12 protein-coding genes are annotated in these 13,212 nt (G+C 42.0%); 1 reads left to right on the top strand and 11 read right to left on the bottom strand.

The window, feature by feature from the left end:
• Positions 1-150: 150 nt before the first annotated feature.
• On the bottom strand, positions 151-2,070 hold the full coding sequence (locus tag ACN6KS_RS03710) for a hypothetical protein (protein ID WP_440961382.1): 1,920 nt from the start codon (positions 2,068-2,070) through the stop codon (positions 151-153).
• A 314-nt stretch (positions 2,071-2,384) separates the two neighbouring features.
• Complete coding sequence (locus ACN6KS_RS03705) at positions 2,385-2,744, bottom strand: winged helix-turn-helix transcriptional regulator (RefSeq protein ID WP_094869974.1); 360 nt, start codon at positions 2,742-2,744, stop codon at positions 2,385-2,387.
• Between the two features lie 191 nt (positions 2,745-2,935).
• Between ACN6KS_RS03705 and ACN6KS_RS03700 the strand changes: the two genes are divergently transcribed.
• Entirely contained in the window at positions 2,936-3,490 is a 555-nt protein-coding gene (locus ACN6KS_RS03700; protein WP_440961381.1) for an NAD(P)H-dependent oxidoreductase, read from the top strand.
• Positions 3,491-3,558: 68 nt separating this feature from the next.
• Here ACN6KS_RS03700 and ACN6KS_RS03695 read toward each other — a convergent pair whose 3' ends face one another.
• The 9 genes from ACN6KS_RS03695 to ACN6KS_RS03655 form a co-directional block, all read right to left on the bottom strand.
• Positions 3,559-4,725, bottom strand: coding sequence for a DUF4317 domain-containing protein (locus tag ACN6KS_RS03695; protein WP_094869972.1), 1,167 nt, complete (start codon positions 4,723-4,725; stop codon positions 3,559-3,561).
• A 310-nt stretch (positions 4,726-5,035) separates the two neighbouring features.
• Positions 5,036-6,157 carry an NAD(P)/FAD-dependent oxidoreductase gene (locus tag ACN6KS_RS03690; RefSeq protein ID WP_440961380.1) on the bottom strand — a complete coding sequence of 374 codons (1,122 nt, stop codon included), beginning with the start codon at positions 6,155-6,157 and terminating at the stop codon, positions 5,036-5,038.
• A gap of 17 nt (positions 6,158-6,174) precedes the next feature.
• The gene (locus ACN6KS_RS03685) at positions 6,175-7,161 is read right to left on the bottom strand and encodes a FecCD family ABC transporter permease (protein ID WP_440961379.1); all 987 of its coding nucleotides are present in this window, start codon (positions 7,159-7,161) and stop codon (positions 6,175-6,177) included.
• Entirely contained in the window at positions 7,161-8,198 is a 1,038-nt protein-coding gene (locus ACN6KS_RS03680; RefSeq protein ID WP_440962366.1) for a FecCD family ABC transporter permease, read from the bottom strand. The genes ACN6KS_RS03685 and ACN6KS_RS03680 overlap by 1 nt, the downstream gene beginning before the upstream one ends.
• A 77-nt stretch (positions 8,199-8,275) precedes the next feature.
• Positions 8,276-9,097 (bottom strand): alpha/beta hydrolase, encoded by an 822-nt coding sequence (locus tag ACN6KS_RS03675; protein WP_440961378.1) that lies wholly within the window; start codon positions 9,095-9,097, stop codon positions 8,276-8,278.
• Positions 9,094-10,110 carry an ABC transporter substrate-binding protein gene (locus tag ACN6KS_RS03670; protein ID WP_440961377.1) on the bottom strand — a complete coding sequence of 339 codons (1,017 nt, stop codon included), beginning with the start codon at positions 10,108-10,110 and terminating at the stop codon, positions 9,094-9,096. Before ACN6KS_RS03670 ends, ACN6KS_RS03675 begins: the two co-directional genes overlap by 4 nt.
• A 112-nt stretch (positions 10,111-10,222) precedes the next feature.
• Positions 10,223-11,335: a helix-turn-helix domain-containing protein gene (locus tag ACN6KS_RS03665; RefSeq protein ID WP_440961376.1), complete on the bottom strand. Its 1,113-nt coding sequence runs from the start codon at positions 11,333-11,335 to the stop codon at positions 10,223-10,225.
• 221 nt (positions 11,336-11,556) lie between these two features.
• Positions 11,557-12,408: a hypothetical protein gene (locus ACN6KS_RS03660; RefSeq protein WP_440961375.1), complete on the bottom strand. Its 852-nt coding sequence runs from the start codon at positions 12,406-12,408 to the stop codon at positions 11,557-11,559.
• A complete protein-coding gene (locus ACN6KS_RS03655) occupies positions 12,401-12,979 on the bottom strand; it encodes a sigma-70 family RNA polymerase sigma factor (protein WP_094874090.1) in 579 nt (192 codons plus the stop codon). Before ACN6KS_RS03655 ends, ACN6KS_RS03660 begins: the two co-directional genes overlap by 8 nt.
• Between the last annotated feature and the right edge of the window lie 233 nt (positions 12,980-13,212).

Genomic DNA, 13,212 nt, shown 5'->3' with positions numbered 1-13,212 from the left:
GGCAAGACTTAAGGAGCAAGGGAGAGTTTAGTTTTAGGTATTCTCACCAAGATCACAAGTCAATCCGACTCAAAAATCGAAAGGGAGTCCTCCGGTAGCCACTTTTTATGACTCTCGGGAGACTCCCTCAATGAGGTATCTGTTATAAGATTATTTAGATTTCTTTACAGTCGCCGATTTAACTTGAAATGCTCCATTTTTGTAAGCAAGAACAGCGGTTTCTTCGCCTTTAATTACGGAAGTAGCTTCACCATGAATCGTTTTTGTTGCAACAATCTCATAGACTCCGTTTTTATCTACATCAGTGGCTTTCATTGAGTTGTAGAGCGAGCGTTTGCCATTCACTTTCACGTACTCGTTAAGAAGAACTTTAACACCACTGTCTTTGAAGGATACTACGTAAGCATTAGTGCTGCCGTTGTTTCCGCCTGAGTATACAGTAATCATGACATCTTTAGATTTATCTCCGTTAAAATCTCCAACGAAGTTGATTTTTGGTTGGTAACCCGTGAAGCCTTTGATATTACTGTTGATCACTTTTTTAGTTTTTCCTTCAATAACGACGATGTTGATATCTGTAATCAGACCACCATTAGCGGCATCCTTGTTACCAATCAGTAAGACATTATCCGCAACACCATTTCCAGTTACATCCACTTTTTGCTTCGCAAGCAGGATTGTTTTTGCTGTTGTTGGAATTCCCTTAAGCTCAAAACGTTTACCAACGGTGAAATCACTTGTTGTATTTGTGGCTGGTGTAGTGACTGGCTTGCTATCACCTTTAGTTGTTTCTGTACCCACAACCTTGAAGGCACCGTCTTTGAAGGTGAATGTTGTTTTTTCCTCACCTAGAATTATAGCTTCAGCATCACCGCGAATTTTTCTAGTCCCAACCAGATCATATACACCATCTTTATTAAGATCTACTTGCTCTAAAGTATTGAAAAATGCGGGTTTGCCATCCACAACAGGCTTTACACTCAAAAGTGGTTGTACCTTATCTCCTGCAAAAGATAATATGTAGGCATCTGTCGTACCGTTGTTACCTCCAGAGAATGCTGTAAACATTACATCATTTGCTTTGTCCCCGTTGAAATCACCAATCCATTTAATTTCTGGTTTGTAACCATCGAAACCATTGATCTTTGCATCTTTCACTACGTTTGTTTTACCATCGACAACAACCAGATTAACGTTACTTACATAACCAAGCTCATCTGCTTTGTCACCAATCAAATAAATTTTATCTTGGGCGCCGTCTTTGTTAACATCGTTAACTTGTTTTCTGATAAGAACGGTTTTATCTGTTGTTTTTACACCTTGCAATGCGAAAGGTTGTCCAATAGTCAGTTCACCAAGTGCAGGTTGCTTAAAAGGGTCTTCTTTGGTGATTTCTGTTTTGCTAACTTTGAATTCGCCATCTTTGAATGCGAACCATACTTTTTCATAACCTGTTACCTCAGAAGTAGTCTTGCCATGGATACTTCTGATTCCAAACAGCTCACTCACACCATCATTCTCCATATCAACCGCTTCTAATGTTCTAAATAAAGCCCGCTCACCTTTAATCTTCAGGTCCCCACCTAGAATAATGGAAGGTTTCTCGTTCTTAAAGCTTACGATTCTGGCATTGGTAGATCCTTTGTTACCCCCTGAGTACGCGGTTATCATTACATCAAGTGCATGATCATTGTTGAAATCACTCACATAGCTGATTTTCACGTTGGAACCACCAAAGTCTTTAATACCAGCGTTTAACACTTTGTTAGTTTTGCCGTTTACAACGATGAGATTAACATTGTCGAAGTCACCAAAGCTATTGGCATCACCGATAAGATATAAAGTGTCTTTAACTCCATCCAATTCTAGATCAACAGCTCTTGTTCCCAGCAATACTGTATTTGCTTTCGTTTGAACACCAGTAAGTGTAAACTTTTGTCCTACTTGATTGGTGGATGGTGTTACTGCTGAACTGGCTGGTGTTGCGACAGGATTTGCCATGGCTTGAGATGAGAACGAAGCTACAGCTGCTACACATAATGCAACGGATAATGTTTTCTTAATTTTCATTGTGTTTCCTCCGATGGTTTATAAAGGTTGCGGTCGAATACAGACTCATTATAATCCGAGAAATATAGGACAGAGTGACGGTAAGGTAACATTATCCTATTGAAATAAGACAATAACTAAATAAAATATCCAATTCAGAGGAACATCAGAGGCTAGAAAATGAAAATTCATTTCGAATAGAGTAGTAGGAAAACAAAAGAAAACGCTTTCATAGTATATTCTATAGCTTTTTTAACAATTCTACTTTTTTTAATCCTTTGATAACAATTCTGTAAATCACTTTGTTCCAACTGACGTGCAAATCTTTTCTAAGGCTACAGCTCCTGGAACTCCTCCAACAAGACGATCTCTTCTCCTCGTTCTTGTCTTACTTTAATATTTTCCTTCCCCCAAGAACACATAACATCCACGATCTTGTTGGCTGTCACGCCATATTCCGTGAGGCTATATTCAACTTTTGGCGGCATCTGCTGGTAAACGAATCTTGTGACAAGTCCATCCCGCTCAAGTTCACGAAGCTGCTGAATCAGAACCTTTTGTGAGATGCCCTGAATATTACGCTGTAATTCACTTGTTCTTTTGGCACCGGACATCAATAAGCAAATGATCAAAGCTTTCCACTTACCGCCGATGATTTCTAGTGTTGCCTCTATACCCAGATTATATTGTTTCATAGAATAACACCTCGTTCATGCTGATCAGATTACGCTTACTCAAAATTTCATTGTTGCATATATTTTTTTCCGAGTCCAGTACGTACTTCGAAGTAACCATCTTACTTTATGGTGTGTATTTTCTTTTTTTAAAACCTGCAGGATAATGATGATATTCATAAATAATATAGGCCGAAGAACGGAGATTCATAATGAAAACTCTGGTGATTCTGGCGCATCCGAACCTTGAGAATTCGAGGGTCAACCAGCGCTGGAAAGAAGAACTGTTGCAATATCCAAATGAGATTACCATTCATGAGCTTTATAAAGAGTATCCTGACTGGTCTATTGATGTTCCTAGAGAGCAGAATCTAATGGAAGCCTGTGACCATGTGATCTTTCAATTCCCGTTATATTGGTACAGTTATCCCCCACTATTGAAAAAATGGTTCGACGATGTACTTGCCTACGGATGGGCTTATGGATCAAAAGGCGACAAGCTTAATGGGAAAAAGTTAGGGCTTGCCATCTCCATCGGCGATAAAAAAGAAAACTATCAGCCAGAAGGCTCTGTTTCTTTTACCGTAGACGAAGTGATTGCCCCCTTTAAAGCCAGTGCCAAGCATGTTGGTGCAGAAGCGCTGCCGTATCTGGCTGTCTTTGGAGCTTCATTTCAAGCCAGTGATGAAGAAATTAATACTAGTGCAAAAGAATATATCAACTATATCTTCAAATACCAAGGGCAATTCCATTCAATGCATAGCTGATACAAATACAAAATGGGCTATCCCTAGTCTTAATCAAAGACTTTCAGGATAGCCCATAACAAATAAGTCTAAAGCGTCTCTGTAGTGAGTGTGAACCCTTCGATCACGGCATCTTCGTCGACCTCAATCAAGATGCAGCGTCTCCCATGATAATTCACCTGCTTCACATACTTTAAATCCTGCGGGCTGACCGAAATCGTAGCTACCTTTGTTTCGATCTTAATCGATTTGGTAGTGAATTTCGGCATCACACTGCTCGCCTTCATCTCATAATGCTTATCGTCAACAATCGTTTCAAACGCCCGCTCTACTTTTTCCATCGTCACATCTTCTACACCACTTACCTTCAGCACGCGTTCCACATCTCTATAATCAAGCTTCGGAGGTTCCTCCTTATCATCGTTGGTTTCGATGACCTGGTTGATTTCCTCGTACAACTGAGCAATGGTGGTCGCGTCAAGTTGTTCCCCCGCCACTTCCTTCACGATGTCTTCGAAGATAGCTCTCTCTTCCAGTGCCGTCACGGATCTTTCGGCATTCAAGACATCCCCAATGAAATGCGGATCTGGAAAGTTCGATTTTCCTGTGCAATACAGAATGCGGTTCACATCGGAATAATTATCCGTCACGCTTGGGTAAAAGAAGCCCTGCTCCGGCGTACTTAACTTGACGATCGGATCTACAATGACATTGTATTTGAATTCCCGCTCCACATAATCAAATAAGAGAGCTTTCCGTTGCTTCTCTGTAGAATTCACGCTGCATAGAATAAATGGATGCGCGAATAGTTCATTTTTCTCACTTTCCTCGGCTTCGTCGTTTCTATCTTTGGTCGGACGGTAATATTGTCCGCGAACGAAAGTGATTACCGTGTCGCGTTCATAATGGGTATCCGCCATCATTCTGTCCACCAACAGCAGCATCAGATCCTGCCATTCATCCGGATCCCCTGTCACCAAAGCTTGGTGAAGCATCACCTGTGCTGGCTCCTCCGCTTCCGCCTGAAACTTTAACTCGAACAATTTCTGATCCAGTTCGCCGGTTAAGAGTTTTTTGAAATTGCCCATATACAGCTCCTGCTTCTCTCTATCCACCATTCCAAACGGCAGGCGCTCCCAATGATAGATCTCATTGCTTTCCTTCATAATATACACATTGAGAATATCGTAAATATTCATTAAATCGTGATCGAGCTTAAATTGCTTGCGAATATGCGCGACTTCTTTCTTCATCATGATTCGTTAGACAACTCCTAGGAAAATAAATTGGTCTTTTCAGTATAAAGGATAAAAAAAACCTTCGCTATATTAGTTGAACTTAAGATTTTTCTATTAAGGTAAGTGCGTGACTGCGGTGAATGTTTGGACTTCCGGCCGCTGTTGTCACCAGATTTCTTGATTAATACCATGTTTCATGGTTGAAATCCGGTGACAAAGGCGGTCACTACGTTCCTACAGTTCCAAACTTCCCCTCCATCACTTTTCCTTTTTAGAATGTTTTTAGTTCAACTTATATAGAAGGTTTTTTTATCCGTGTTGCTTCTAATCAATTTATAGCGTGCTCTAATGCATAGTCTTCAAGCTGAATATCTACCTGCTGATCCAGGGCTAGCTTGGCTAGCTGCTCACCAAGAAAAGGTCCCATCGTTAATCCGGATGCCCCTAGTCCATTAGCCACAATTAGCTTATTCCAGCCTTGAACCCTTCCTAGCACCGGAAGAAAATCTGCAGCAAAGGGACGGAACCCTACTCTTATCTCATTTAGGCTGCAATCGGCAAGGCCGGAAGCCGTTTGCAGACCTTTATTTAATATTTCTTGCATTCCACCTGCGGTTACAGAGGTATCATAACCTACGACATCATTCTCGTGAGTAGCACCTACCACGATATTTTGATCCGCAAATGCAAGGATATATTGATCTGTAGGTGGCATTACCACAGGCCATTGCTCTGTACTCGCTTGTTTAGCAAGCTTCAAGTGCATAATTTGAGCCTTCTGATAACGCACCTGGAGCATGATCCCGAGCGGATGAAGCACCGCATTGGACCAGGCCCCTGCGCACACAATCACTTCATCCGCCGTGAATGTCTGATCTCCTGCGCTAACCGCTTTAATTTCGTGATTCTCATGCTCTAAGATAGCATCTCCCTCAATCATCTGTGCACCGTTACGCTGTGCTGCTCTTAGCAAAGCATCACGTAATGCACGTCCATCCACTCTTGCTGCACCCGATACATGAAGCGCATGATAGCCTTCCGATAATAATGGAAACTTCTCTTGTGCTTCCAGATCCGTCAGCATCGTAAGTTCACCGATTTCAGGTGCGTCCTCTCTGCGAAGCTCCGCTCTTTCCTTCATCGCAAGTAATTTTGATACATCATCATGAATACATATCGCTCCCACTTTTGCATAACCGGTCTCGGCTTCTCCAGCCTCTTGAAGCTCCTGAATAAGAGCTGGATAGAAGCTTGCTCCCGCTTTAGCAAGGCGATACCATGCTTTGTTTCTACGTTGAGACAGCCATGGACAAATAATCCCTGCGGCTGCATCTGTTGCTTGTCCAACATCTTTACGATCTATAATGATGACTTCAGCACCTAATTTACTGATCTGATAAGCTGCTGAAGCTCCTAATATCCCTGCACCAATTACAATAACCTTTTTCATGTCCGAAGTCCCTTCCGTTATTCACTTTTAATTAATAAATATAAGAAGTAAGGAGCGCCGATTAAAGCCACGATCACTCCTGCTGGTATTTCCGTATTGGCTACGACCATTTTACCAAGCGCATCTGCAATAACCACTAATCCGCCTCCGATTAATAAGCACGCGGGTATCATTATTTTATGGCCACGAAAGAGTCGTCTAACTAAATGTGGAACTACCAGTCCTACAAATCCAATACTACCACTCACAGCAACCGCTGGTGCTGCCAATAAGACACTACACACTAGAAACAAAACACGATATTTATTTAAAGACACCCCTAAGCTGATGACTACGGGATCGTTAAGCCTTAACACATCCAATATAAGATGTTTCCGAATTAATAAAGGCACAATAATAAGTAACCAAGGTAGCATAGCATACACATGATTCCAATTACTATTCCCAATGTTTCCTGCCAGCCACACCTTGATCATTTGATATTGTGAAGGATCTAGTACGAAGGTTAACACAATCATAAAGGCACTAATCGCAGCCGCAATAGCAATGCCTGTATAAATTAATCGTATGGGGATAATACCCTGATTGCGATCATATGACAGCATAAATAATAGGGCCACAACGATAAATCCGCCCATTAGCGCATACAATGGCTGAACATAAGTATGTAGACCGGTAGAGCTATTTTGTAAAAGTAAAAATAACATCATGGATAATCCAGCACCAGCATTTATCCCTAGTATACCTGGGTCTGCTAATGCATTTCGACTTATAGCTTGTAGCAGCATTCCTGCTATCGCCAACGCGCCACCCACTAGAAAACCCAAGATCATTCGAGGAATACGAAACTGAAAAAGTACAAGCTCCTGCCTCGTTGTTCCCTTGCCTAATAGGGTTTGCCATAACTCTTGTAAGCTTAAGCTGCTTTGACCGGTAGATACACTATAGATAAAACCTAGAAGTAAAAGTATGGCTATGATTATAAATTTCCAGCTTAGCTTCACTATAGCTCCCGCCTTTCTTTACGTGCCAAAAATAGAAAGAACGGGACACCGATAACGGCAATTACAGCACCAACAGGAATTTCATAAGGGGCATTTACAATCCGTGCCACTAAATCAGCAAGTACAACAAGGATTGCCCCTAGAACGGCGGATAGAGGAATAATATAACGATAATCGACACCAACGAAGTAACGAACCAAATGAGGAGCCATTAACCCAACAAAGCTTACAGATCCAGCTAAAGCACATGAAATCCCAGCTAGCATAAAGGCTGATAAAAGCGCGAGATTCTTGATAAGTTTAATATTAACGCCTAAACCTTCCGCTGTCTCATCCCCTACAGATAGTATTGTAATCGACTTCGAAATCACGATGGCAAGCAGTAGAGCAAGAAGCATCCAAGGCAGCATCTGCTGCAAATGAGCCATACTAATGCCACTTAAACCGCCTCCATACCAAAAAGCCACCTGCTGTGCCACTGAGAAAAAGATACTAATTCCTTCACTTAAAGCAGTGAGCATAGCAGATATGGCAGCACCCGCTAATACAAGTCGAATAGGCGTCAACCCTCGTTTACTTAATAGGCCCACACTAAATACTAAACCCGCTCCCAATCCCGCACCTATGATACAGAGCCAAAGTGTGCCTGTAAATGTAAGGGTAGGCAGGAATACCATTGCAATAACTAACGTGACACCTGCCCCAGCATTTAATCCAAGAATACCTGAATCCGCTAAAGGGTTCCGGCTAACCCCTTGAATAATTGCTCCACTTACGGCAAATCCAGCACCTGTAGTCATAGCGGCAAGTACCCGGGGTAAACGAATGGACTGGATCACCTGATGCGTAGAAGCTGTATCATCAAAAGCAAAAATCGATAGGAATACATCTGCAAAGGGTATTTTTTTTGCTCCTAGTGCCATAGCAAGTACTAATACGCCTATTAATAGGAGCAGCATGAAGATCAGCAACACAAAAAAGGAAAGCTTTTTTTCTACTGGTAGTGATGATTTCTGAACATTCGAGTTCAAAGACAATGTTTCCAACCCTTTCCCTTCCCTTTACAAAAAGAGCCAGCCAAGGGGCTAGCTCAGATGCAAACGAATATGATTGTCTAACGCAAGTCAGAGGATGTTGTAAGCATAAATTTAACGGCTCGACTAATCGCAGCAGAGATTACACTTACATGCTCCTCTTGCTCAAGCAATGCCCAGCTTACTTCGAAGCTTGGAATGTGTAACGACATCATGCTGTTACATAAATCCAAGCTATCCTTGACCATATAATCAAGCTCATCTCCACCGACTATCATTAGCGTTTTAGGTAGTTGATTTAACGTATTGCTGTGCAACTCAGCTTTATATTTCTCATACTCATGTAACAGTCCGTAATCATTCCACCAGATGGAAGCACTGCTTGCAATATAATGTGAAAACAAGGTGGATTGTGTAAACAAAGCATGCAGAACGAATAATCCGCCAAAGGAATGACCAAACAACGCTTGCTTGTGCTTATGGATAACGAACCGCTGGGCAATGGCTGGCATTAACTCTTGTTCAAAAAAAGCAAGCAGCTCATCTGCCCCGCCAAACTCTGGCCAAGGCTCCCCGTTCGGACGCTTCGGTAAATTCGCAAGCTCGGCTGGCATCGTTAAATCATAGGTTCGCCGCACCGTATCAAAGGCCTCACCACCAGGATAACCAATGCCTACAACAATCGCGGGTGGATAGCCTTTAGGCTTACGCGTCAGCAACCGAGTGATTTCAGCAGCGGTCTCAAATAGTCCATTACCATCTAGCACATAAATAACACCATAGCCACCCTGCGCAGGTTCATCCAAAGGTAGTGCAATAAAAATCTCATAGTCCTTATGATTAGCTTCACTCGTAATCAGCATCGTTTCATAGTTGGGCTTTACGTACGGTTTGATGATCATGGCTTCAGGAACGCCACGATATCGTCCATCGTCTTTTGATAAGCAATTAATCCGCTGGATCTCCAGTGATCACCATCCACCTCGAACACTTTACCCGCTTGAACTGCAGGCAGCACCTTCCATAAGGGACTAGCTTTAATATCTGCCAGGAAGGCATCTCCGAGACCATCATTATCATTAATAAAGATATAATCAGCATCTAAATCAGACAGCATTTCCAGCGAAATATCAGCAGACATTTCACCTTCTACAAGAGAACTTTGAGCAAATCCCAGCTCACTCAGCACATACCCCCCGTAATGGAAGTTACCCACTAAAAAGATTGCCCGGGCATTCGCATTAATATAAATCGCTTTTTTACCGGCAGAAACGCTAGCTAACTGTGCTTTAGTCTCTTCTAGCTTGGTATTATAAGCAGCAATAGCTTCTGTAGCCTTATCTTCTAATCCTAGCAATTTGGCAATCGTTTCTGTGGCTTCCACTACGTTACCAAGCGCATTCTTAAACACGTAAGTTGGAGCAATTTGCGAATAGTTTTCATAGACACCATTTTGTGCATAAAAGGCCGTTGGGAATATAATTAATTCCGGCTCCAAATCCACTACAGATTCTGGAGAGGGAATACCATTAGCAAAGCTAATTTCTTCTACACCACTTAATGTATCCTGTAGATATTGCTGCGGTCTTTCGCCTGTGGACCATTGTGCTACTGGGGTTACGCCAAGCGTAACTAGGTAATCCTCTAATCCAGGTGCATACACCTTCTGTACCGTTCCGGGAATGTTTACTGTATTGCCTACTTGGTCAGTCACCACAAATGCTTCTCTAGCTGCGACTTCCGTTTCTTGTACAGCCGGTGCATCCGTTGCAGTTGCGCTCGCTTCACTAGTTGTTGCTGGAGTATCTGTTGCTTGTGAATTAGCCGCATTATTACTGCCACAAGCTGTTAATAGAATGGATAATAATCCAACCATTACAACATAACTTATTATTTTTGTCTTAAACCCCTTCATGATTGACCTTCCCTCTTTCCTATGTTCTCAATAATAATCATTCTCAGTATTGAGTTTATAAGAGATAGGATCGGTTGACCATGTAACATCTTATGATTCCACATGTACATTTTCAAGGTATCATCATCACTGCGACTTCCTCTAGCATTCGCTTTAAAGCGACAGGGGAATATTCAAACCAAGGATCGGAATGAATAACATAGATTTGTTGCCGCTCTATAGCCTCTAACTGCTTGAATCCTGAATCTCTCTGCAAATGATGCCATGTTGCTCGTGACTCATCATCAGGGCATATAATCGTAAACAGCTTATCTACCTTCAAAGTACCCAGCTCTTCAAAAGAAATCTCGGCATTATATACACCAGGCTGCTCATAACTTGATACCGCTCCCAAATCCTGAAATAAAAGATGCTGTATACCTGTATTGCAATAAGCAAAGATTTGCTGCTGATAGATACGTATAACTAGCACTTTAGGTGGTGTAGAGGTCCAGCCTAAGCCGTGACGAACGTCTTCCAATCTTGATCTATATTGTGTGATCCATTGCTTCGCTTCTTCTTGTTTATTTAATCGGGCAGCAAGCTCAGTTAATGCTATTAAGCAATCTTGTTTATCATCCAGCCAATAGATGGGGAAATGATCCTCTATCTGTTTTACCAGCTCTGACGATAAATCTTTTGGAGAAATAAGAAGATCGAGTGGCAAATGCAATAGCTCATTTGGGCTGCAATAATTTTTATTTTGGGTCAAGGTTACCTTATGTTCGATGTCTTGCGACCACAAATTATAGTAGTAAGGTGTCCATTTGGCGCTTAGGGGCGCCGCAAACGGAATGATTCCCGCCGCATGTAGATATCCCATCATATTCCCAGTTACAACGCCGATATTAGATTTTTGCTGACTAGAATACATCGTTGGGGATATCCCTTCAACCTTTTTGAACACTCGACTAAAATAAAACTCATCACTATATCCAACAGCCTCTGCTATAAACTTCAAGCGAACGTCATCTTGCTGCAATAATTGTTTAGCCTTTTGAATCCGTAGCTGCGTAACAAACTCCATTGGACTTTGTATGTATTCCTGTTTAAAGGCCGAGGAAAAATAACTGGAGCTAAGGCCAGTAAGATCAGCTAAATGGGATAAAGACAAAGGCTTCGTGAAATTCTCTTCTATGTATTTTTTAACCTTGCTTAAATCTGTTTTTTGAGATTGCCTTTGCATGCTGTCACCTCTTTACTGCTTATATAAATACAGTTTGATTCATACGCTTATTCATACGCTGGTTGACGCACCAATTGATAATTATTCTCAATTATACTTTTGTTTTGGGAAGCTAGCAATGGTTAGGATGTGTATAGCCTCGTAAAAAAAGACGCTTAGGGAAATCCCCTCGCGCCTTCTTTATGTGTATCTATGGGCATCTACTACCCTAAGTAGGCCATTTATTTGGAATCTACAGCTGGAGCTGGAGCCGCAACTACGCCTTCATTCTTCTGCAAGTTCTCTTTCACTTCTTCAGTCCCTAAGGTCTTCACAGGAGCACCGATGCTGAAACTGTCGATGATCTTCCCAAGTGTGGCTTGGTCAAAGTCTTCTTGAGCATACAGTTCAACAGTAAAGCCCTCTTGTTCCCAAATCACAATTCCATTAGCAAAATAAACCTTAGTTCCGTTGATTACTTCTGTTTTCACTTCTTCCGTAGTGCTGATCCCATTGTCGCCGCCCTTGGAGATTAGAAAATTAACAGCTTTATCCCCGGAGTTATACTGCACTTCAGCCATGCTGGTCCCCTGAAGAACAACATTCACAAACTCATAGTCTGCCATCCAGGTTGGTGCCGGAAAGTTCATTCCAAGCTCTGCACGTGCTTCATCCAGGGTCAACTTGGCCGCAACCGGCAATTCAATGGCAACATTCTCCCCGCCTTTCCCCTCTTCAGATGGAGTCATTGACTGTGCAGCCGAAGGGATTTCCTTATCGTATTGCGTGATTTCGAGATTTCCTACTTCAAACTTTGCCATGATCGATTGGAACATATCCTGTGCATAGGAGGTTGCAGAGAATGCTCCACCTAGACAAATTACTGCACTACCAATCACTATTGCATTTCTCCAGCTACTTTTTTTCATTGTTATCCCGTCCTTTTTCTCTGATTTGAGTTCAAGAGCTCCATGGTCCAGCTTGTATACTAAACGGTTATAAATTCTTTCTTTGGCGGCGGTGTTATCCTGTTCGACATTCTCAAGCAGCTCTATAGTCTTGCTGAATTCGTTGAGATCATTTTTCTTATTCATGGTTGAATCCTCCTGCTTTTAAGGAAATATGCAGTTTTTTCAGACTTCTATGCAAAACGACGCCAATATTAGACTCACTGACACCCATGATCTGTGCGACTTCGGAATTTTTCAGTCCAGCCCCATATTTCATGGCAATGATATTACGTTCCTTCTCACGCAGCTTGGAGAGCGCCTTGAAGAGTGCTTGATTATTATCCTCACGAATCGCCAGTTCCTCCGGAGACGGCTTGGGAAATATGAGCTCCAGCAAAGAATCTAGTGAGGTGTAGCTTCTTTTCTTCTGCCCCCGGAAGTAATCCGTCACAGCATTTCTTACAATGGCAAACAGCCAAACCTCGAAATTCGATTTTTCTTCTGAAAAGCTATAATACTTGCACATCACCGTCTCAAACACCTGACTGCAAATGTCCTCCGACACGTGGTGGTTATTAATACGATAGCTAATATATTTGTAAACACGTTTGTAATACATATCATACATCCGAGTAAATTCCTCTTTTGACATGATGGCATCGCGTGATCTTTCTAAATTCTTATAACGGTCCACAGTACCCTGGATAACCTCCATCTCCACCCTCCTTCCACCTCCCCTTCATCAATAGCTAAACAAATTGCGCAATTTGTTGTGAAGAAACTTACATAAGTTAATACGTAGAAAAGCCCAAACCATTAACAAATGTTTTGATGATTGTGGGGGGAGATTGGAAAAGCGGAGTGAGACAGAGGCGTTCGTTCAACATTCTTTCAAAATTGCTTGAAACAACTACGAGCTGAATTTGTGGGATATAGGAATGAACTGAG

Origin of the sequence: Paenibacillus nitricinens (assembly GCF_052056485.1) — a bacterium.
Taxonomy (GTDB): Bacteria; Bacillota; Bacilli; order Paenibacillales; family Paenibacillaceae; genus Paenibacillus_AQ; species Paenibacillus_AQ nitricinens.
The sequence above is the reverse complement of the archived record's forward strand: the minus strand, read 5'-3'. Positions and strand labels throughout refer to the sequence as shown.